Source organism: Sphingomonas sp. (assembly GCF_003248515.1).
Taxonomy (GTDB): domain Bacteria; phylum Pseudomonadota; class Alphaproteobacteria; order Sphingomonadales; family Sphingomonadaceae; genus Sphingomonas_I.
In genome coordinates, this window is record NZ_QFOB01000019.1 from 15034 (window position 1) to 35514 (window position 20481).

Below are 20481 nucleotides of genomic sequence, written 5' to 3' on the forward strand. Positions count from 1 at the left end.
CCGCCTAGCGGCTGATCGGGCGGGCGTCACCTCGCCATCACGCAAATCGGTTGGATGGAGGCAAGATCGGGCCTAAGGCGCACGCATGCCTTTTCTTCACGGCATCGGCTGGATCCTCGTCGGCCTGGCGGGGATCGGCATTCTCTATACCCTCGTCGCCGCATCCCTGCTCGGGCGCCTGTTTCGCCCCTTCTCCAGCGGTCCGGCGAAAGCGGAGGCGGTTTCCCTGCTGAAGCCGCTGTACGGCGCGGAGCCGAGGCTGGCGGCGAATCTCGCGACGTTTCTTGATCAGGATTGGGATGTCCCGGTGCAGATGGTGGCCGGCGTCCAGCGGCAGGACGATCCCGCCATCGCGATCGTGGCCGGCATGGACCGGCGCGAAATCGATCTGATCGTCGATTCCACGCGCCACGGCGCTAATGCCAAGGTGGCCAATCTCCTGAACATGGCGCCCGCCGCGCGCCACGACCTGATCGTGCTGAGCGACAGCGACATGGCCGTGCCTCCAAATTATCTCGCCACGCTCGCCACCGCGCTCGCCGCGCCAGGCGTGGGCGCGGCGACCTGCCTGTATCGCGGCCGGGGAGACGGGGGCGCGTGGTCCGTGATCGCGGCTGCCGGGATCAGCTATCAGTTCATCCCCCAGCTCGCGATCGGCCTCGGCATCGGTCTCGCGCGGCCGGGAATGGGCTCCACCATCGCGCTGCGGCGCGCCACGCTGGACGCGATCGGCGGCTTCCGCCGCTTCGCCGACTCGCTGGCGGACGATTATGAGCTGTGCGCGGCGGTGCGCGGGCTGGGGCTTTCGGTGGTGGTGCCGCCGATCCTGCTGGTCCACGGCTGTGCCGAGCGCAGCCTTGGCGACGTGTGGCGGCACGAATTGCGCTGGGCGGCGACGATCCGCACGATCGATCGGGGCGGCTATGCCGGCACGATCCTGACGCATCCCCTGCCGCTGGCCCTGCTGGCCCTGCCATTTGCCCCCGCAACGGGCGCCGGGATGGCGGTGGCGGCGCTCGCCGCGCGCCTGCTGTTCAAGATCCGCTTCGATGCGATTGCGGGAGCCGCCTCGGCGCCTTCCTGGATGCTGCCCGTACGGGATATCCTATCGTTCGTCGTATTCGTCGCCTCCTTCCTCGTCCGATCGGTTGATTGGCGGGGCGAGAGGCTTAAAATGGAGCAACATGGCCGGATCGTACGGCCTTCGGAGATGCCGGTTCGATGACGTTGCGCACCCTGTTTTTGCAGGCTCCCTCTTTCGACGGTTATGATGGCGGCGCGGGCGCGCGCTACCAGATGAAGCGTGAGGTGAAGTCCTTCTGGTATCCCACCTGGCTGGCCCAGCCGGCGGCGTTGGTGGAGGGATCCAAGCTGATCGACGCGCCGGCGCACGATCTTTCGTGGGATGATATCAAGCATGAGGCGGATGATCGCGATCTCGTGATCCTCCACACCTCGACCCCCTCCTTCCGGCAGGATATCCGCACGGCGGAGTTGCTGAAGGCGCGCAACCCGAAGCTGACGATCGGCCTGATCGGCGCGAAGGTGGCGGTGGAGCCGACCGTGGCGCTGGAGGCATCGCCCGCGATCGATTTCGTCTGCCGCAACGAATTCGACTTCACGGTCAAGGATGTGGCGGATGGCCTGCCGCTGGGTGGAATCGACGGGATCAGCTATCGCGATGCGGCTGGCGAGATCGTCCACAATCGCGATCGCGCCGTGATCGAGGACATGGATTCGCTGCCCTTCGTCAGCCCGATCTACAAACGCGATTTGACCATCAAGAAGTATTTCGGGGGCTATCTGCTCCACCCCTATGTGTCCTTTTATACGGGCCGGGGCTGCAAGAGCCGCTGCACCTTCTGCCTGTGGCCGCAGACGGTGGGCGGCCACAATTATCGCACCCGATCGATCGCCCACGTGATCGAGGAGGTGAAATACGTCCAGCGCGAGATGCCGGAGGTGAAGGAGATCTTCTTCGACGACGACACGCTGACCGACAATCTGCCCCGCATTGAGGAATTGTCGGTGGAACTGGGCAGGCTGGGCGTCGTCTGGTCGTGCAACGCCAAGGCGAACGTGCCACGCAAGACGCTGGAAATCATGAAGAAGGGCGGCTGCCGCCTGCTGCTCGTCGGCTATGAGAGCGGCAATCAGAAGATCCTGCACAATATCAAGAAGGGCCTGCGCGTGGATGTCGCGCGGCAATTCACCAAGGATTGCCACGATCTGGGCATCGTCATCCATGGCACCTTCATTCTCGGCCTGCCCGGCGAGACGGAGGAGACGATCGAGGAGACGATCAACTATGCCAAGGAGATCGATCCGCACACGATCCAGGTCAGCCTCGCGGCGCCCTATCCGGGCACGTTCCTGTACAAGCAGGCGACCGAGAATGGCTGGTTCGACGGCAGCGATCATCTGTTGACGGACGGTGGCACCCAGATCGCGCAGCTGAGCTATCCGCATCTCCCGGCAAGCCTGATCTTCGACAAGGTCGAGGAATTTTACCGGCGCTTCTATTTCCGCCCGTCCAAGATCGGATCGATCGTGTGGGAAATGGTGCGCGATTGGGACATGATGAAGCGGCGCCTGCGCGAAGGCGTCGAATTCTTCGATTTCCTGAGGCGGCGGAAGCAGGCGGCGTGATCCGCCTCCCTCCCCGGCGCGACGGGGGAGGGCATGCGTGGCATGAGGCGGGCGGGCGGCGGCGCTGCCCGCATTCCGCGGGAGAAGCCCGATGCGGCGCTCGCTGATCGTCACCGCCGACGATTTCGGCGCGTCGCACGCCGTCAACGAAGCCGTCGAGCGGGCGCATCGGCACGGCATCCTCACCGCCGCGAGCCTGATGGTGGCGGGCCAGGCCGCCGATGACGCGATCGCGCGGGCAAAGGCGATGCCGGGGCTCGGCGTCGGCCTGCATGTCGTGCTGGTCGAAGGGCGGCCGGTCCTGCCGCCCGCGCAGGTGCCGGATCTGGTGGATGCATCCGGCCGCTTCCGGGAGGATATGGTCGGCACCGCATTCCGGATCGCGCTGAAGCCGGGCGTCCGGCGCCAGCTTCATGCCGAGATCGAGGCGCAGTTCGCGGCCTTCGCGGCGACGGGGCTGCCGCTGGATCATGTGAACACGCACAAGCATTTCCACCTTCATCCGATGATCGCATCCGCCATCCTTTCCGCTGGCCGGCGGCACGGGCTGCGGGCGATGCGGGCGCCGGTGGAGCCGCGCGCGATCCTCGCTTCGATCGAGATGGATCGGCCGCCACGGCGCGATCCGGCCGCCTTCTGGGCGCGATCGACTGCGCGCCGGCTTGCGCGGGCGGGCCTGCGCGTGCCGGATCAGGTGTTCGGCCTCGCCTGGACGGGCGCGATGACGGCGGCGCGGGTGCGCGGGATCGTGGAGCGACTGCCGGAGGGCATCAGCGAACTCTATCTTCATCCCGCGACGGACGGAGGCTGGGAAGGGGCGGCGCCGGGCTATGATTATGCCGGCGAGCTTGCGGCGCTGGTGGATCCGGACGTAATCGCCTCGGCACATGAGCGCGCCCGTCTGATGCGCTTCGCCGATCTTGCCTGAAGGTGGCCTGCCGATGAACTATGTCCCGCCCTCGATCCGCGCCGGAGGCGGCGAGACCGTGGCCCTCGGCAGCGAGGCGCACAAGGCGCTCTTCTGCCGGACCCTGCTGGAAACGCATGATCCCTATCGGCCGGCCCTGATCGACTGGCCGACGCTGGACGAGGTGACGCGCAACCGGATCGTCTCGCTGCCCATCTGGGACATCGCCGTTGCCACCGAAGGCCGGGCGGGCATGAACGTGAAGACCTATGCCGAATGCCTCACCGATCCCCTGCTGCGCGAGGCGGTGGAGATGAATGCGTTCGAGGAGCAGCGCCACAAGACCGTGCTGGCCGATATGGTGGGCGCCTACGGCATCGAACTGGCGCCCGAGCCCGCTTATGTGCGCCCGCGCGATCCCGAATTCGCGTTCATGCGCACCGGCTATTCCGAGTGCATCGACAGCTTTTTCGGATTCGGCCTGTTCCGGCTGGCCAAGGATTCGGGCTTCTTCCCGCCCGAGCTGGTCGACACGTTCGAGCCGGTGATGCGCGAGGAAGGGCGCCACATCCTGTTCTTCGTGAACTGGGTTGCCTGGTGGCGGCGGACGATGCCGTGGTGGCGGCGCCCCCTGTTCGAGGCGAAGGTGCTGATCGTGTGGATGTTCCTGATTGGCGAGCGCATCAGCATGGCGCGCGGCATGGGCGACGACAACACCAAGGCGCAGGAGAATAATTTCACGCTGAACGGCTCCAAGGAGCTGGGCGTGGAGGTGACCTTCCCGGAACTGGCGCGGATCTGCCTGGAGGAGAATGACAAAAGGCTGGCGCCTTATGATTCGCGTCTCATCCGTCCCCGCTTCGTGCCGGCGATGATGCGGCTGGCGCTGCGCTTCGCGGGGCGGCCGAAGAGGAGCGCGACCTGACCGCCTTCGCCCGGTCCGGTCTCCTGCTCGCCACGCTCGCCGGCCTCGCCGCGGCGATCTGGGCGTTCGGATCGATCGGCTTCGCGAATGTGCTCGGCGCGGCGATGCGCCTCGGGCCGTTCGCCTTCCTCCTCTATTGCGCGGTCTCGGTCGCCGTCTTCGCGATACTGGGCGGAGCCTGGCTCGCATCGAGCCCCGGCGAGCGCGCATCCCGCCTGGGCGCCTTCACCTGGGCGCGGATGCTGCGGGAGGCGGTGGCCGATCTGCTGCCCTTCTCGCAGATCGGCGGGATCGTCATAGGCACGCGCTGGCTCATGCAATCGGGCGTCGCCGCCGCCCGCGTCTATTCATCGCTGGTGGTGGACCTGACGACCGAGATGGCGGCGCAGCTCATCTTCACGATATTCGGCCTCGCCATGATGGCGTCGCTTCTGATGGAGGCGAGCGTCGCGGCCTCGCTGCGCCCGATGATCCTGGGCGGCACGGGCATCATGGCGGCGGTCGCGGTGCTGTTCTTCCTCGCGCAGCGGCCCGCCATGCTGCTGGCCGAAAAGATATCCGGCCATTTCCTGCCGCCCGCCGCCACCGTTGCCGTGGCGGGCCTGCGCGAGGAACTTGGCGCGGCCTATGCGCGGCGCGGGCATGTCCTGATCGCGTTCATCCTCAATCTCGCGGGATGGATCGGCACGGCGCTGGGCGCATGGCTGGTACTGGCCTGCATGGGCGTTCCGGTCTCCGGCTGGTCGGTCCTGTCGATCGAGAGCCTGATCTACACCATTCGCAGCATCGCCTTCATCCTTCCCGGCGCGATCGGCGCGCAGGAGGCGGGCTATGCGCTGGCGGCGCCGCTGTTCGGTATTCCGGTGGAAGCGGCGCTGGCGCTCTCGCTCGTCAAGCGGGGGAGGGATATCGCCATAGGTCTCCCCACCCTGATCGTGTGGCAGGCCCTGGAGGGGCGCCGGATCTGGAAGCGAAGATTTGCGGCCGATCGCGCGGACATAGGCTAGGCTGAGGCTTTGTGCCGGATGCCGCTCAAATGCGGACTGACCGCTTTCGCCCCAGTAGCGGACGCTCAGTGTGCCGGCGGATAAATCGTCCACGTTGCGGTGTAATCGGGGTTCTCGACCACCTCACCCGTTTGCCGAAGCTTATAAGATCCCAGCTGCGCTGGAAAAATGTTGTTGGAATCGGGAGGTAGGAAGTAGTTCTCTCCTGAACGCGAGCCACCTAGCCGCAGTTCAATACCCCGAGCATCGGCCTGTTCGACCGTTCCAAAAAATTGTTCTTGTTGGTCGCCTTCCGCAGTGCGCCGCGTGATGCCGACCAGAATAACGGCTCCCAAGAGGCGGTCGCCAAACGCTTCGTCCCACTGTGGCGCGCCATCACTCATGGTGGCTTCCTACTCGGCAGCCGAGGCATTTGCCAATGGCAGCTCTCCACCCAATAGCCGCCACACCTCCCGGCGGATCACTCGTTCGAAAGCCCTCTCGCCGCAGCCTGAAGCTCCGCAGCGGCGGGCGCGCTGCGCTCTCCCAGCACCACCACGATGCTGCCGCAGATGATGAGCAGGCCGCCGCCGATCAGGCCCACCCCGGCGGGATCGCCGAAGAGCGTGATGCCGATCAGCGCGCCGATCAGCGGCTCGATATTGATGAACACGCCGGCCGCCGCGCTGCCCACGCGCGCCGCGCCATAGGCCCAGGCGGCGGTGGCGACGAAGGTGGCGAACACGCCCTGCCCCACGATGCCCGCCCAGGCGACAGGGCTGAGTGCCAGCGGCGGCGGCCCATAGAGGATCAGCGCGATCGGCAGGATCGTCGCCACCGCCACCAGCACCGTCACCGCCGGCACCGCCATCGGATCCTTCGTCTCGGGCGCCCGTTTCAGCGTCAGCAGCCAGCCGAGGAAGATCAGCAGCGAGAAAAGCGAAAGCGCGATGCCATAGGGCGTGCCCGCCCCTTCCGGCTTGCCCGCGATCAGCGCCGCGCCGATCGTGGCACCCGCCACCCCGATCCACGAGGCACGGCTGACGCGCTCGCCCATCAGCCATGCGGCCACCGCCACCAGCGCGGGCATCGCGCCCACCAGCAGCGCCGCCAGAGACACCGTCACCTGCGACAGCCCCTCGAACTGGATGAGGAAGGCCACGCCATAGAGGAAGCCGGCGATCAGCACGGGGGGCGAGCGAAACAGCGCCCGCGCCTCCGCCCGCAGCGCGAAAGGCAAGGCGACCAGGCTCGCGATGGCAAAGCGCAGCAGAATCATGTGCGCCGGCCCCACCTCGCGCAGCGCAAGCTTGCCGAGCGGAAAGCCCATGCCCCAGCACAGGCCCGAAAGCGTGAGCGCCAGGAAGGGCACGATGCGGCCGCCGGGGCGAATTCCTGTCATCCGGCGCGCGCCTTTTCCCCGATTCCGATCATGCGCCGCCGCGGTTGCCCGCTCGCGCGCCGATCTTCAAGCCGGGGTCAGTAATAGGCGCCGTAACCGTAGGATACGCCGTAGCCATAATCGTCGGAGAAGAGGCGACGATGATAGCGGTTGAGCACGGTGCCCAGCATCGGCGCGGGCGAAAGCATGCGGATCGTATCCTCCACCTGCTTCTTGGTCGTCCGCCCGTCTTCCACCACCAGCAGATAGCCGTCGACCCGGTTGGCGATGATCACGGCATCGTCGTCCGCGAAGATGGGCGGCATGTCGATGATGACGATCGTGCCGGCCGGCATCGCCCGCAGCCCGGCAAACAGCGCGTCACCGCGCGGGCTGGAGAGCAATTCGCCGGTGGCGACGTTGCGGCGATAGCCGGGGATGACGACCAGCCGCTCCTCATTCACCTGAAAGCCGATCTCCCGAATATCCTGGCGCTCCCCGCCCAGATAATCGTGAATGCCGTCTCCTTCGGGAAGGCCGAAGCGCGGCCCCATGGCGGGGCGGTGCATGTCGAGATCGATCGCGCAGACATGGGTGTCGACGAGGCGTGACAGCGCCGCCGCGAGATTGGCCGCGACGAAGGTCTTGCCGACGTTCGGCGCGGCTGACGTCACCCCGATCAGCTTCACGCCATCGTCACTGGCCAGCTTGGCGATGCGCGTGCGCAGCAGCTTGAACGGCCGCGCGCGCTGGTCCGCGCCGCGAAAACCGAAGACGAAGCGCTGGCCCAGTTCGTCGCCGGTCACCTCGAAGCGGGGAAATTCCGCTTCGTCGCCATAAAGCGGCGCGGCATCGGACGCCGTCACGGCGCGACCCTGTTTGAACGCATTACGATCGGCATCCTCATAGCTCATGTTCGTGCCCGCTTCCGGTTGCGCTTCTCCAGCCAGCGAAGAACCAGATTGGGCTTGCGGGAATAATCCGGGATGATGACGAGCGGCGCGGCGCCGGCCGCATCGCGCAGCATTTCCGTGCCCCGGATCGGCTTCAGCAGCAGTTCCAGCAGCAGGACGATCGCAAGGCCCAGGCCGATGCCCGCCGCCAGGCCGCCACCCATCAGCAGCGGGCGATTGGGCTTGTAGGGCGCATCGGGCACCACGGGCGGATCGGCCAGCGTCAGCCGCTCGCCCTTCTGCTCGGTCTGCATCCGCGCCGAAAGCTGGGCGGACTGCGCCTTCGATCCGATGTCGCGATATTGATCGCGCAGCGAATCCGCCTTCTTCTCCAGCGCGTCCACCTCGGCCGCGAGCGCCGGCCCGCGCGACTGCGCGGCGCGCACCTCGCCCGATTGCGACATGATCATCGCCTTGGCCGCGCGCAGCGAGGCGATCTGGGCATTGTTCGCCCCGATCATCGGGCTCGCCTCGTTGCCGGACGAGCTGGATGCCCGGCGCGCGGCGTCCAGCTGGTTCTGCGCCGCAATCACGTCCGGATGCGTATCGGAAAAGCGCGCGCGCGCCGCCGCCAGCGCCGCCTCGGCCGCCTGCACGGCGCCGTTGCTGGATCCGTTGCTCGCGGCGAGCCGGGCATTCTCGCCCTGCAGGCCGATAATCTCCGCATCGATGCGCGCGGCATCCGCGATGGGATTTCCGGTCGCCTGCGATTGCAGCGCGAGGAGCGGGCCATTTTCCGACTTGATCTTGGTGATCTGGCTTTCGATCGCCGCGATCTGCGCCTGGAGCTGCGATCCCTGCTGGTTCAGGAAGTTCGAGGCGCCGATCGCCTGATCGGTCTGCGCGCTTGCGTCCACTTCCAGGAAGCGGTTCACATATTGCTGCGCCACGATCTGCGCGCGCACCGGATCCGCATAGGAGAAGCCGATCTTCAGCGCGATCGTCCGGCCGCCACCGCTGTTGGGATCGGCGGCGATCGCCTCGATCGTGGTGGCGTCGCGCATCTTCTCGACGATCGCCGAAAGGGGCCGCGTCTGCTGCTCCTCGGCATAGAGATTGTTGGTGCGGATCAGCCGGATCAGATCCTGCCGGCTCAGCACGCGTTCGCGTGCCCGCGCGATGCGCTGGCCGATCACGTCGGTCACCGGCGAATTGACCACGTCGAGCGGCAGCTGCTGGCTCTCGATGAGCACGGTGCCGCTCGATTCATACATTTTCGGGATGGTGTAGGCCGCGCCGACACCGCCGATCAGGCCCAGGACAGCGGGAGCGATCAGCCACCAGCGCCTCTCCCAGAGAATGACGGGGAGCGCCTGGACGAGGCCGAAGCCGCCCTCTTCCTCTTCCTGTTGCGCCATCAGGGCCAGCGGCCCGGGATTGGGATAAGGGTTCATATCACTCAAGACGCCCGAACTTGTACACCACATCGAAGGTCGCGGAATAACCCGTTACCGAGCTGCTTCCAGTCCCGACCAGCGAACCATAATCGCGATTCTGATAACGTCCACTAAACCCGGCGGAGAGACGATCGCTGATCGTGCGCGCATAGCCGCCCGAAACTTCCCAGAACTTCTGGGTCGGCAGGGACAGAACGCCGGAAGACTGGGAAATATCATAGACACCCGTCAGATTGACGCGCGAACGCGAGCTCAGTTCGTAATCCACGCTCACGCCGACGCGATTGTCCGTCCGCAGGCCGCCGAAGCCCGAACCGGCGCTCTGGCGCGATCCATCCACGCAGATACGGTAACGCGGATATTTGCCGCAGAAGCGCGCCGTAAAGCCGGGCGTGGTCGCGCTGCCACCGATATCGGAACGCTGCCGGATCAGGCTGACGCTGCCGTCGAACCGCCAGATCGCGTTGAAATCATATTCCAGCCGCAGGCCGCCCTGATAGGATTCGCTGTCCGCGATGTTCCGGCTGTCCACCTTCTGATAGGAAAGGTCGGCGCCCACGCGCAGCTTGCTGTTGATCTGGCGCAGATATCCGCCGCGCACGCCATATTGATCGAAATTGTTGAGCGCCACGCTGGGATAGGTCGTGTGCGAATATTGCGGCCCGATATAGAAGCTGTCGCGGCTCGTGGGCGTCCACTGCAGCGTGCCGGAGCCGGCGATCGTCCGGCTGCGCTGGCCGATCGACAGCAGATCGACGTTCGTCCCGCCCAGATCAGTGAAGTCGCGCGGATTGATCGAATCCTGATAGCGCAGCTGCGCGCTGCCGGAGAGCTTGGCGCTGAACGTCTGCTGGTGCTCGATCGAGGCCAGATAATTTTCCGGCCGCCCGTAATGGCTGAAATTCTGGTCGACGCTCGCCACGCCGGTCAGGCTCGTCGCGGAGGTTTCCGTGCGGCGGCGAAGCCAGCCGGTCAGGGTTCCACCCGCCAGCCCGCTGGTGCCGAGCGAACCCAGCCGCAGATAGGGATTGTCGCCGAAGCCCAGCCGTGCCTCGATCGAGCCGCCGGCCGTCACTTCCTGCGCATTCGCGGCACCCGCCACGCCGGCGCTCGCCAGCAGGCCGGCCAGGATCAGAGCACGCCTCATGGAACGACGACCGTATCGCCGGCCATCAGCTGCGGGATGCCGTCACCCGCGAGATCGCTTTCGGTCGGCTTGCCCTTCAGCACGTTGCCGAGACGGGCCCGCACCACGGACGACTTGCCGTTCTTGTTGCGCAGGATCACGACATTGCCGAGATCCGCAAACTCCGTCGGCCCGCCGGCCAGCGCCAGCGCATCCAGCACCGTCACATAGCGGGACGGCGAATAGGAACCGGGGCCTCTCACCTTGCCAATCACCGAAATCTGCATGCCCGTCGATTGCTTGACGGAAACGGTCACTTCCGGCGCGACGCCCTTATATTGCGGCGCCAGCAGGCGGGCGAGTTCGCTCTCCACCTCGTTGGTGGTCTTGCCCGCCGCCATCACGGTGCCCGCGAGCGGGAAGCCGAACGTGCCGTCGGGCAGCACCGTCAGGCCGCGTTGGAGCCGCTCGTCGCCCCACACATAGACCTCGATCTGGTCGCCGGCGCTGATGCGGTAGGTGGATGTCGCCTGCCCCGCGGCCTTCGGCGCCGTCACCGTGATCTGCGAGGCATTCGCGCTGGAGGCTTCCTTGGAAGCCGGGGTTGCTTGCGCAAGCAGGCTCGCGGGAAGAAGGGCGGCAAGGCCCAAGCTCGCTGCCACCGGGCGGAAGATCATCACACAAACACCTCTCGAGAACGGGAATAAGCTTGCGAAGCGCGTCAACGCGAGCCTTATGAGTGGAATGTCCAGAGCGGGTCAAATTCCGGCATGCGCATTAACAGACCCCCGATCGCCCCGAATCAAACAATTGTAACGGCCGCCGTCAAAATATCATGCGAAGTCTTATCGCGTGCTATCTCGCCGTATCGACCGGCCCGCTGTAGCGCGAGGGTATGAACAGCTTGTTGCCATCATACGGAATTGCCGGATTCGCGCCACGCGCCATCGGCCTGGCGCTGGCCCTGTCGCTCGCCGGCTTCACCGGCGGCTGCGGCCGCAATACCAGCCGGGCCATCTCCACGGAGGCGCAGGCCGATAATCTCATCTCCGGTGGGGACTATGTCCGCGCGGCAGAAGCGCTTGAAAAGGCTTTGTCCTATGACAGCGATGATGCGAACCGATGGGTGAAGCTCGGCCGCGTGCGGCGCGATCTCGGCCAGCCCACCCAGGCCGCCACCGCCTTCCAGCAGGCCTTCGATCTCGATCCCGCCAATATCGAAGCGATGCAGAATCTCGCCGTCCTCTACATTTCGGGCCGCCAGTTTCAGGACGCCAAGCGCGTCGTCGATCCCCTGCTCTCGCTTTCGCCGAACGATATTGCCGGCGTGCTCGCATCGGGCGCGATCGCTTATTATGAGGAGCGTTATCCGGCCGCCGACAGGATCGCCGATCAGTTGATCGTGCTCGCCCCCGATTCGAAGGAGGGCTATCTCCTCAAGGCGCATGTCCTGGAGAAGACGGGGGATGCCGCCGCCGGCGCCCGCATCCTGGAAGATCGGCTGAAGGTCGTGCCCGACGATCCGGAACTCGCCGAACAGTTGCTGGCCCTCTATCGCAGCGTTGGGGATCTTTCCGGCGTGCGCTCCATTTCGGTGCGGCTGGCCACGCTGCGTCCGGATGATCCGCGCTATCAGCTGGAAAGCCTGCGCGCGTATCAGGCGAGCGGCGCGATCGAAGATCGTGAGCGGGTGACGACCCATATTCTCGGCCGGTATCGCAACAATCCCTCGGTGCTGGGGGCGCTCGCGGATTTCTGGAGCCGGGCGCTGCCGAAGGAGGAGGCATCGCGCCGGATCGTGCAGGCGGCGACCGCCACGTCCAGCGGCTCGGCCCGGGCTGCGCTGGCGGCGCGGCTGATCCGCATGGGCGTGTTCGGCCCGGCCGCCACCCTGCTCGATCCTGTCGCCTCCCAGCGCGTCACGACCGCCAACATCGATCTTCATGCCATGCTCAGTTCGCTGCTGATGGCGCAGGGCAAGGTCGCCGCCGCGCGCGATCGCGCGGAAAAGGTGCTCGCCTTCGATGGCGGCAATGATGTCGCCCTGCTCACCCGCGCCCGCGCGCATCTGGCGGTGAAGGAATATGACAAGGCGCTCACCGATGCCCAGACGATCGTCGCCAACGATGCGAACGAGGCGGCCGCCCTGCTGATCGCACAAATCTATGCCACCCAGGGCAATGATCTGCTGGCATCCTCCGCTTATGCCGATGCCCAATCGGCCTCCCCGCGCAGCTTCAATGTGGTGCGGGCGCGCACCGACTGGCTGGTCAGCCGGAAGCGGGCGGGCGAGGCGGCGCAGGTTGCCGGGCTGTTCGCGCGACAGGTCAATAATGGCGATGCGTGGGCGCTCTATGCCCGTCTGTGCGGCGTCGCCAACGATCCGATTTGCCTGCTTCAGGCGCGCGCGCACGGAGCATCATGATCGCGATGGAAGGACAGGACACCCCCGGCCCCGGCACGCTCGCGAAGACCGAATTTCTCGGCCTGGAATTCGATGGGCTGGATACGGCCGGCGCGCTCGACTGGATCGCCCGGCGATCCGCGGAAAGCCCGCTCGCTTATGTCGTGACGCCCAATGTCGATCATATGGTGCGCCTGCCCCGGCTGGGGCGCGATCTGCGCCGCGCCTATGAGGAAGCCGATCTGCTGCTGTGCGACAGTCAGGTTCTCGCCCGGCTCGGCCGGTTGGCCGGCGTGCAGCTCAAGGTGGCCCCCGGCAGCGATCTCACCAAGACGCTGTTCGAATCCCTGCTGGAGGAAGGCGACACGGTCTGCCTCGTCGGCGGCAAAGAGAGCTATGCCTCCCGGCTGGGCGAGCTCTATCCGCGCCTCACGATCGTCCAGCATGTGCCTCCCATGGGCCTGCTTCACGATCCGGCCGCGCGCTCGGCCGCCATCGGCGCGATCGAGGCGGCGCGCGCGCGCGTCACCCTGCTGGCCGTGGGATCGCCCCAGCAGGAGCTGATCGCGTTCGAGATGCAGCGTGCCGGCCGGGTGCGCGGCACGGCGCTCTGCGTGGGTGCGAGCGTCGATTTCCTGGTCGGCCAGGAAAAACGCGCGCCGCGCTGGGTGCAGAAGGCCAGCATGGAATGGGCGTGGCGCCTCGCCTCCAATCCGCGCCGCATGGCGAAGCGGTATCTCGTCGATTGCCCGGCCATCTTTCCGCTGATCTGGGATTGGGCGCGCAGGCGCCGGCAGGGCTGATCTTTCCAGCGCGGCACAGCGCTCTACACTCCCCCGATCGAACGATGGGGAGGAGAGTCGCCATGCTAAATCTGACGCGTCCTGACGGATCCCGGCCCGAGGATTTCCATGTCACGCGCCGCACCGCCGCCGGCATGCTTTTCGCCGGCTATGCTGTGGCGGCCTTCTCCGCAGAGGCCGCGCCGATCACCACATCCTCGGATGGCCTCGTCACGGAATGGACGACGATCCCCAACGGCGCCGCGAAAGCGCTGCCCGCCTTCGTCGCGCGCCCGGCCGTCAGCGGCCGACATCCGGCGATCCTGGTCGTCAACGAGGTGTTCGGCATCCACGAATGGATCAAGGACATTTGCCGTCGGCTGGCGCAGGCCGGCTATGTCGCCGTCGCGCCGGACTTCTTCTATCGATCGGGCGTGGATTTGCCGGCCAAGTCGGATCTGAAGGAGATCCTTGCGGTGGTAAGCCAGGCGAGCGACGATCAGGTGGATGGCGATGTACGCGCCACCACCGCCTGGATCAGGAAGCAGCCCTTCGCCAGACCCGCGGCGATCGGCATCACCGGCTTCTGCTGGGGCGGCCAGGTGGTGTGGCGCTCGGCGATGATCGATCCGGAGATCAAGGCGGGCGTCGCCCGGTATGGCCAGCTCAAGAAGGTCAGCCTGCGCGCCGCCGAACTCAAGGCCCCCGTGCTCGGCTTCTATGGCGGCAAGGATCAGGGCATCACGCAGGAAGACGTGGCCGCGATGCGCGGCGCCCTGAAGGCGGCCGGCAGGAAGGACGAGATCATCGTCTATCCGGATGCCCAGCACGGCTTCCTCGCGGATTATCGCGCCAGCTATGACGAGCCCGCCGCGAAGGATGCCTGGCCGAAACTGCTGGCCTTCATGAAGGCGCATGGCGTGGGCTGAGCCCGCTTCTCACCCTTCCCCGCGCCTGCACGGGCTCCACACGAGCGGGGAGCACGGCGCCTTGCGCTTCCCGGCCCTTTTCGCCCACCTTGGCGGGAGAGACGCGAAGGGGGACATATGCGGTTATCGGGCAGGCTCACGACGGCGCTCATCGCCCTGCTCGGCTCGGCCGCGCTTCCCGCCCAGACGCCGCCGGCCGCCGGCACGCCCGCTTTCACCCAGCCCGCTGCCTCGCCGGATGGCCGCATGATCGCCTTCGCCAGCGGCGGAGACATATGGGAGGTCGCCGCCACCGGCGGCCCCGCCCACCTGCTCGTCACCGATGCCGCCACCGAGGCGCGGCCGCTCTATTCGCCGGACGGCCGCCGGATCGCCTTCACCTCCACGCGCGGCGGCGGCACCAACATCTATCTGCTCGATCTGGCGAGCGGCGCCGTCACCCGGCTGACATGGGGCGAGGCGAACGAGGAACTGGATAGCTGGTCGGCGGACGGCAAATGGCTCTATTTCGCCTCGGCCGCCAACGATCCCGGCGGCACGCCGGATATCTATCGCGTCTCGGCGGAGGGCGGCACGCCGATCGAGGTGAGCCGGGAGGATTATCTTTCCGAATATCAGGCAGCCCCCTCGCCTGACGGCGCGACGATCGCGATCGTGGCGCGCGGCATCAGCTTCAGCCAGTGGTGGCGCAACGGGCACAGCCATATCGACGAGAGTGAGATCTGGCTGAAGCCGCTGGCGGGCGCGGGCGCCTATCGCAAATTGCTGGCGGGCGGCGCCAAGCGGGCATGGCCCATGTGGCGCCCCGGCGGCGCCGGCATCATCTTCATGAGCGATCGTTCGGGCACGGAAAATCTGTGGGAGGTGCCGGTGGCCGGCGGAGAGCCGACCCAGTTGACCCGCTTCACGGATGGCAGGCTGCTCTTTCCGACGATGGCGGCGGACGGCAAGGCGATCCTGTTCGAACGCGGCATGGCGGTATGGCGCTACGATCCCGCCACCGGCAAGGCGGCCGAGGTGCCGATCACGTTGCGCGGCGCGCCCGCCACCGAGGGCAAACGCCATATGGGAGTCGGCAGCTTCACGCGCCTCTCCGTCTCGCCGGACGGGCAGAAGGTGGCGGTGATCGGCCATGGCGAGATATTCGCCGCGCCCGCCAAGGAAGGCGGCGCGGCGCAGCGCATCACCGAAAGCGTCGGCGCCGAGCGCGAAGTGATCTGGTCGCCCGATTCGCGCCGGATCGCCTATGTCAGCGAACGCGGGCTGGATCGCCGCCTCGCCGAATATGACGTGGCGGCCGAACGTGAGACCCCCCTCACCACCGCCGGGATCGCGACGGCGCCGGCTTATGCGCCGGACGGGAAATCGATCATCTATGTGAAGGATGATCGGGAGCTTCACCTGCTCACGCTCGCCACCCCCGGCAGGCCTGCCACGGATCGGATCCTGTTCACCGGCACGCTCGCCACGGACGAGGATGGCCTGCGCCCGGTCTGGTCGCCGGACGGGCGCTGGATCGCCTTCCCTCTCTTTGACCGACGCTCGTTCGTGAACGTGCACGTCGTGCCGGCGGCCGGGGGAGAGGCCCGGCCCGTCAGCTTCCTCGGCAACGGCCAGATGAGCCGGATCGCGTGGAGCCCGGACGGCAAATATCTGCTGATCGATACCGCGCAGCGCAGCGAGGCGAGCCGCATCGTCCGCATCGATCTGCTGCCCCACGTCCCCCGCTACAAGGAGGATGTGTTCCGCGATCTCTTCAAGCCCAAGCCGCCCGGCGATCCGGCACCCGATGCGCCAGACGCGCCGAAGGCTCCACCCAGGCCGCTCCCCATCGCGAAGAAGGCCGGCAAGAGCGCGCCTGCGCCCGCCAGGCCCGCCGTGCCACCTGTGGAGATCGTGTGGGAGGGGTTGCGCGATCGGGCGACGATCCTGCCGCTCGGCCTGTCGGCGGAGCAGCCGATCATCTCGTCGGACGGCAAGACACTCGTCTTCCGCGCCAGCGCCAAGGGGCAGGACAATCTCTACAGCTACAATCTCGACGAGTTGGCGACGGAGACACCCGTCGCCCAGCAGATCAGCGCGAGCGACCGCCCCAAGATTGACGCCGCGCTGACGGCGGACGGAAAGACGCTCGTCTATCTTGATGGCGGTCGCATCGTCTCCACCCCGCTCGAAAAGCCGGCGCCCAAGGCGATCGCCGTCAGTGGCGAGATGGACGTGGATTTCGCGACCGAAAAGCAGATCCTGTTCAACGAGGCGTGGAGCGTGCTCGATCGTTATTTCTTCGATCCCGCCTTCAACGGCCGTGACTGGAAGGCGCTGCGCGCCCGCTATCAGCCCTTCGTCGACGGAGCCCGCACGCCGGACGAGCTGCGCCGCGTGATCGGGCTGATGATCGGGGAGCTGGACGCCTCCCATTCCGGCATTTCCCGCCCGCGTCGCGGCCCCGGATCATTGCCGCAGGGGCGGGTCGGAATGCTCGGCCTGCGCTTCGATCGCGGCGCCTATGAAGGGGGACGCGGCCTCGTCGTCAGCGAGGTCGTGCCCCTCTCGCCCGCCGCGATCGAAGGCAGGATCGTGGCTGGCGAACGCATCGTCAGCGTCGATGGCAAGCCGATCGGCCCGCACGACAATCTGGATGCGCTGCTGGAAAATCGCGTGGGCCAGCGCGTCGCCATCGGCATCGCCGGCGCGGCCGGCACCCGCAAGGTGATGCTGAAGCCCGTCTCGCTCACCACGATCGATGGCCTCGCCTATCGCGGCTGGGTGGATCGCAGGCGGGCCTATGTGGCCAGGATATCCGGCAACCGGCTCGGCTATGTTCACCTCGCGGATATGAGCGCCGATTCGCTCGACCAGCTCTATCTGGATCTGGACGCGGATAATCAGGCGAAGCAGGGCGTCGTCATCGATATCCGCAACAACAATGGCGGCTTCATCAACGGCTATGCGCTCGATGTCTTTACGCGCCGCAATTATCTGACGCTGGAGCCGCGCGGCCTCTATCGCTTCCCGGCGCGGCAGGTGCTGGGCCAGCGCGCGCTGGGGCTGCCGACAGTATTGCTGACCAACGAAAGCTCGCTTTCCGACGCGGAGGATTTCACCGAGGGATATCGCGCGCTGGGGCTCGGCAAGGTCGTCGGCCAGCCGACCGCCGGCTGGATCATCTACACCCGATCCGAAACGCTGATCGACGGATCCACCGTCCGCGTGCCCGGCTGGCGCGTCCGTACGGCGGCCGGCGAGGATATGGAGATGCATCCGAGGCCGGTGGACCTGCCCGTCGAGCGCCCGCTGGGCGAAACCGCGGCGGGCACGGACGCGCAACTGGAGGCCGCGGTGAAGCAGTTGCTGGGAGCGACCGGGGAATAGGTATTACGGGGCGCCGGCGGGAACCCGGCGCCGCAAACGATGCACCCGAATGTCCGGCCCCCGCTTTCGCGGGAGGCGGCCGATGCTCTAGCCGACCCGCTCGGCGCGGCTCGAAGGGCCGCCCTTCTTCGGCGTGGCCGCGAAGGGCTGCGGCTTGAGGCCCAGCGAGATGAGCAGCGAGCTGGAAACGTAGATCGAGCTGTAGGTGCCCACGATCACGCCCAGCATCATCGCCGCGGTGAAGCCGCGCAGCACCGGGCCGCCGAACACCAGCATCGCGCCCAGCGCCAGCAGGATCGTCACCGAGGTCATCACCGTGCGCGGCAGCGTCTCATTCACCGAAAGATCGATCAGCGCGCGCATGTCCATCTGGCGATATTTGCGCATATTCTCGCGGATGCGATCGTCGATCACGATCTTGTCGTTGATCGAATAGCCGATGATCGTCAGCACGGCGGCCACGATGTTGAGATCGAATTCCAGCCGGGTAAGCGCGAAGAAGCCCACCGTCACCAGCAGATCGTGCCCGATCGCAACGAAGGTGGAGACGCCGAACTGCCATTCGTAGCGAAACCACGAAAACAGCGCGATCATGAACACCGCGACGAATACCGCGATCAGGCCGTTGCGGATCAGCTCACCCGAAACCTTGCCGGAAACCGTCTCGGCACGATTGAAGGTCACGCCCGGATAGCGCTTGGAAAGATCATCCTGCACGGCGCGAACCAGCCGGTTGGTCGCCCCCTCGTCGGTGCTCGTGGGCATAGGCAGACGGATCGAGACCGTATCGGCCGCGCCGAATTGCTGGAGCGCGGCATCGCCCACGCCCAGATGATCCACCTCGCCGCGCAACTGATCCAGAACGGGCGGCTGCTTGAAATGCGCCTCGATCATCACGCCGCCGACGAAATCGACGCCCAGATTGAGGCCGCGCACGCCCACCAGCACGGCAGCCGCGATCGTCAGCAGCATGGTGAGCCCGAACGCCCAGTGGCGCAGGCGCACGAAGCCGATATTGGTATTGTCGGGAACGAGCTTCAGAAGGCGCATGTCTCTCTCCCGCCGCTCAAATCGTGATTTCGGTGGGCCGCGCGCGCCGGATCCAGAGCGCGACCAGCATCCGCGTGAAAAGCACGGCGGTAAACACGCTGGTGGCGATGCCGATCAGCAGCACGACCGCGAAGCCCTTCACCGGGCCGGAGCCCAGAGCGAGCATAATGAGGCCGGAAATGGCGTGCACCGTATTCGCCTCGAAGATGGTGCGGCTGGCTTCCTTGTAGCCCAATTCCACCGACTGGATCACGTTGCGGCCGCGCCGCCTTTCCTCGCGGATGCGCTCGTTGATCAGCACGTTGGCGTCCACCGCCGTGCCGATCGTCAGCACGAAGCCGGCGATGCCCGGCAGCGTCAGCGTCGCGTTCAGCAGCGCCATCACCGCGAGGATGACGAAGATGTTCAGCACCACGGCAAGGTTCGCATAGACGCCGAAGCGGCCATAGGTGACGAGCATGAACACGATGACCGCGACGGAGGCGATGATCGAGGCGACCACGCCCGCATGGATCGAATCCGCGCCCAGCTGCGCGCCCACCGTGCGCTCCTCGATCACCTTCAGCGCCACCGGCAGCTTGCCCGATCGCAGCGCGATGGCGAGCTGGTTGGCGCTGTCGACGGTGAAGCTGCCGCTGATCTGCGCGTTGCCGCCCAGGATCGGCTCGTTGATGTTCGGCGCGGAAAGCACCGATCCGTCGAGGATCATGGCGAAGGGCTTGCCGGTATTTTCCTGCGTCACCCGCGCGAACTTGCGGCCGCCCTCGGCGTTGAACTTGATCGAGACGATCGGCTGCTGATTCTGGTCGTTGCCCACCTGCGCATCGATCAGATCGTCACCCGAAATGATGACGCGGCGCTGCACGGCGATCGTGGGCGTGCCGCCCGGATTGCCCGGATAAGGCACGATCTGGCTGCCCGGAGGCGCGCGGCCGGCGGCCACCGATGCGGGATCGGCCGAAAGATCAACGAGCTTGAATTCCAGCTTGGCGGTCTTGCCCAGCAGCGCCTTCAGGCCCGCCGGATCCGCCAGACCCGGCACCTGGACGAGAATGCGATCTTTGCCTTCGCGCACGATCGTCGGCTCGCGCGTGCCGAGTTCGTCGATGCGCTTGCGCACCACTTCGGTCGCGGTGTTCATCGCGCTGTCTACGGCGGCGTCGAGGCCGGCCTGCGTCGGCGTCATCACGATGCGGGTGGAATCCACCACCGCGACATTCCAGTCGCGCTGGCCGGTCACGCCCACGGCCGCTGTCTGCTGGCGGGCGCGTTCCACCGCCGCATCCAGCTGCGCGATATCGCGCACGAAAAAGGAGATGCGGCCGTTCGCCGTGGAAATGTCGCCGATGCCGATTTTGGTGTCGCCGCGCCGCATCTCGGTGCGGATCGTGTCTTCCATCTTCGCCAGATTCTGCTTGGCGAGATCGGCGGTGTCCGCCTCCAGCTTCAGATGGCTGCCGCCGGAAAGATCGAGGCCGAGATTGATGCGCGGCATCCCGCCCAGGCCGAGGCCCTTCGCGGTCGATTCGGGCATGAGGCTGGGAATGGCGACCAGCACGCCTGCGAGCAGGACGAGGAGGATCCCCCAGACCTTCCAGCGCGGAAAATCGAGCACGGTGC

The 20481-nt window shown here is 66.5% G+C and carries 17 protein-coding genes; 9 read left to right on the forward strand and 8 right to left on the reverse strand.

Annotated elements, in window-relative coordinates; translation table 11 throughout:
• Positions 1-85: 85 nt before the first annotated feature.
• The 5 genes from hpnI to DI605_RS19875 all read left to right on the forward strand — a co-directional run bounded on the left by hpnI (position 86) and on the right by DI605_RS19875 (position 5488).
• The gene (gene hpnI / locus DI605_RS19855) at positions 86-1225 is read left to right on the forward strand and encodes a bacteriohopanetetrol glucosamine biosynthesis glycosyltransferase HpnI (protein ID WP_293977271.1); all 1140 of its coding nucleotides are present in this window, start codon (positions 86-88) and stop codon (positions 1223-1225) included.
• Positions 1222-2649 (forward strand): hopanoid biosynthesis associated radical SAM protein HpnJ, encoded by a 1428-nt coding sequence (gene hpnJ, locus DI605_RS19860; protein WP_293977273.1) that lies wholly within the window; start codon positions 1222-1224, stop codon positions 2647-2649. The genes hpnI and hpnJ overlap by 4 nt, the downstream gene beginning before the upstream one ends.
• Positions 2650-2740: 91 nt before the next feature.
• A complete protein-coding gene (gene hpnK, locus DI605_RS19865) occupies positions 2741-3577 on the forward strand; it encodes a hopanoid biosynthesis-associated protein HpnK (RefSeq protein WP_293977275.1) in 837 nt (278 codons plus the stop codon).
• 13 nt (positions 3578-3590) lie between these two features.
• Positions 3591-4481: a ferritin-like domain-containing protein gene (locus DI605_RS19870; RefSeq protein WP_293977277.1), complete on the forward strand. Its 891-nt coding sequence runs from the start codon at positions 3591-3593 to the stop codon at positions 4479-4481.
• Between the two features lie 23 nt (positions 4482-4504).
• A complete protein-coding gene (locus DI605_RS19875; protein ID WP_293977315.1) occupies positions 4505-5488 on the forward strand; it encodes a lysylphosphatidylglycerol synthase domain-containing protein in 984 nt (327 codons plus the stop codon).
• Positions 5489-5553: 65 nt separating this feature from the next.
• Here the strand turns inward: DI605_RS19875 and DI605_RS19880 are convergent, their stop codons facing one another.
• The 6 genes from DI605_RS19880 to DI605_RS19905 all read right to left on the reverse strand — a co-directional run bounded on the left by DI605_RS19880 (position 5554) and on the right by DI605_RS19905 (position 11001).
• Positions 5554-5871, reverse strand: coding sequence for a hypothetical protein (locus tag DI605_RS19880; protein ID WP_293977279.1), 318 nt, complete (start codon positions 5869-5871; stop codon positions 5554-5556).
• Between the two features lie 77 nt (positions 5872-5948).
• Complete coding sequence (locus tag DI605_RS19885; protein WP_293977280.1) at positions 5949-6869, reverse strand: DMT family transporter; 921 nt, start codon at positions 6867-6869, stop codon at positions 5949-5951.
• 77 nt (positions 6870-6946) lie between these two features.
• Positions 6947-7762: a CpsD/CapB family tyrosine-protein kinase gene (locus tag DI605_RS19890; RefSeq protein ID WP_293977281.1), complete on the reverse strand. Its 816-nt coding sequence runs from the start codon at positions 7760-7762 to the stop codon at positions 6947-6949.
• Positions 7759-9195, reverse strand: a complete 1437-nt coding sequence (locus DI605_RS19895; protein ID WP_293977282.1) for a Wzz/FepE/Etk N-terminal domain-containing protein — start codon at positions 9193-9195, stop codon at positions 7759-7761. The genes DI605_RS19890 and DI605_RS19895 overlap by 4 nt, the downstream gene beginning before the upstream one ends.
• 1 nt (position 9196) lies before the next feature.
• Positions 9197-10345, reverse strand: a complete 1149-nt coding sequence (locus DI605_RS19900) for a hypothetical protein (RefSeq protein WP_293977283.1) — start codon at positions 10343-10345, stop codon at positions 9197-9199.
• Positions 10342-11001 carry a polysaccharide biosynthesis/export family protein gene (locus DI605_RS19905; protein WP_293977317.1) on the reverse strand — a complete coding sequence of 220 codons (660 nt, stop codon included), beginning with the start codon at positions 10999-11001 and terminating at the stop codon, positions 10342-10344. Before DI605_RS19905 ends, DI605_RS19900 begins: the two co-directional genes overlap by 4 nt.
• A 218-nt stretch (positions 11002-11219) precedes the next feature.
• Here DI605_RS19905 and DI605_RS19910 point away from each other — a divergent pair, with 218 nt between their 5' ends.
• The 4 genes from DI605_RS19910 to DI605_RS19925 all read left to right on the forward strand — a co-directional run bounded on the left by DI605_RS19910 (position 11220) and on the right by DI605_RS19925 (position 17811).
• A complete protein-coding gene (locus DI605_RS19910; RefSeq protein WP_293977284.1) occupies positions 11220-12749 on the forward strand; it encodes a tetratricopeptide repeat protein in 1530 nt (509 codons plus the stop codon).
• A complete protein-coding gene (locus DI605_RS19915) occupies positions 12746-13531 on the forward strand; it encodes a WecB/TagA/CpsF family glycosyltransferase (protein WP_293977285.1) in 786 nt (261 codons plus the stop codon). The genes DI605_RS19910 and DI605_RS19915 overlap by 4 nt, the downstream gene beginning before the upstream one ends.
• Before the next feature lie 62 nt (positions 13532-13593).
• Positions 13594-14439 (forward strand): dienelactone hydrolase family protein, encoded by an 846-nt coding sequence (locus tag DI605_RS19920; protein WP_293977286.1) that lies wholly within the window; start codon positions 13594-13596, stop codon positions 14437-14439.
• Between the two features lie 117 nt (positions 14440-14556).
• A complete protein-coding gene (locus tag DI605_RS19925) occupies positions 14557-17811 on the forward strand; it encodes a S41 family peptidase (protein WP_293977287.1) in 3255 nt (1084 codons plus the stop codon).
• Between the two features lie 87 nt (positions 17812-17898).
• On the opposite strand, the gene secF is transcribed toward DI605_RS19925, so the two are convergent.
• Together secF and secD are read right to left on the reverse strand one after the other, a co-directional pair.
• Entirely contained in the window at positions 17899-18861 is a 963-nt protein-coding gene (gene secF / locus DI605_RS19930) for a protein translocase subunit SecF (RefSeq protein WP_293977289.1), read from the reverse strand.
• 16 nt (positions 18862-18877) lie between these two features.
• Entirely contained in the window at positions 18878-20476 is a 1599-nt protein-coding gene (gene secD, locus DI605_RS19935; RefSeq protein ID WP_293977291.1) for a protein translocase subunit SecD, read from the reverse strand.
• Positions 20477-20481 lie beyond the last annotated feature (5 nt).

Excerpts from the sequence above, each read along its gene's own strand:
- hpnI (WP_293977271.1), top strand. The coding sequence starts at position 86 with ATGCCTTTTCTTCACGGCATCGGCTGGATCCTCGTCGGCCTGGCGGGG.
- hpnJ (WP_293977273.1), top strand. The coding sequence starts at position 1,222 with ATGACGTTGCGCACCCTGTTTTTGCAGGCTCCCTCTTTCGACGGTTAT.
- hpnK (WP_293977275.1), top strand. The coding sequence starts at position 2,741 with ATGCGGCGCTCGCTGATCGTCACCGCCGACGATTTCGGCGCGTCGCAC.
- DI605_RS19870 (WP_293977277.1), top strand. The coding sequence starts at position 3,591 with ATGAACTATGTCCCGCCCTCGATCCGCGCCGGAGGCGGCGAGACCGTG.
- DI605_RS19880 (WP_293977279.1), bottom strand. The coding sequence starts at position 5,871 with ATGAGTGATGGCGCGCCACAGTGGGACGAAGCGTTTGGCGACCGCCTC.
- DI605_RS19885 (WP_293977280.1), bottom strand. The coding sequence starts at position 6,869 with ATGACAGGAATTCGCCCCGGCGGCCGCATCGTGCCCTTCCTGGCGCTC.
- DI605_RS19890 (WP_293977281.1), bottom strand. The coding sequence starts at position 7,762 with ATGAGCTATGAGGATGCCGATCGTAATGCGTTCAAACAGGGTCGCGCC.
- DI605_RS19895 (WP_293977282.1), bottom strand. The coding sequence starts at position 9,195 with ATGAACCCTTATCCCAATCCCGGGCCGCTGGCCCTGATGGCGCAACAG.
- DI605_RS19900 (WP_293977283.1), bottom strand. The coding sequence starts at position 10,345 with ATGAGGCGTGCTCTGATCCTGGCCGGCCTGCTGGCGAGCGCCGGCGTG.
- DI605_RS19905 (WP_293977317.1), bottom strand. The coding sequence starts at position 11,001 with ATGATCTTCCGCCCGGTGGCAGCGAGCTTGGGCCTTGCCGCCCTTCTT.
- DI605_RS19910 (WP_293977284.1), top strand. The coding sequence starts at position 11,220 with ATGAACAGCTTGTTGCCATCATACGGAATTGCCGGATTCGCGCCACGC.
- DI605_RS19915 (WP_293977285.1), top strand. The coding sequence starts at position 12,746 with ATGATCGCGATGGAAGGACAGGACACCCCCGGCCCCGGCACGCTCGCG.
- DI605_RS19920 (WP_293977286.1), top strand. The coding sequence starts at position 13,594 with ATGCTAAATCTGACGCGTCCTGACGGATCCCGGCCCGAGGATTTCCAT.
- DI605_RS19925 (WP_293977287.1), top strand. The coding sequence starts at position 14,557 with ATGCGGTTATCGGGCAGGCTCACGACGGCGCTCATCGCCCTGCTCGGC.
- secF (WP_293977289.1), bottom strand. The coding sequence starts at position 18,861 with ATGCGCCTTCTGAAGCTCGTTCCCGACAATACCAATATCGGCTTCGTG.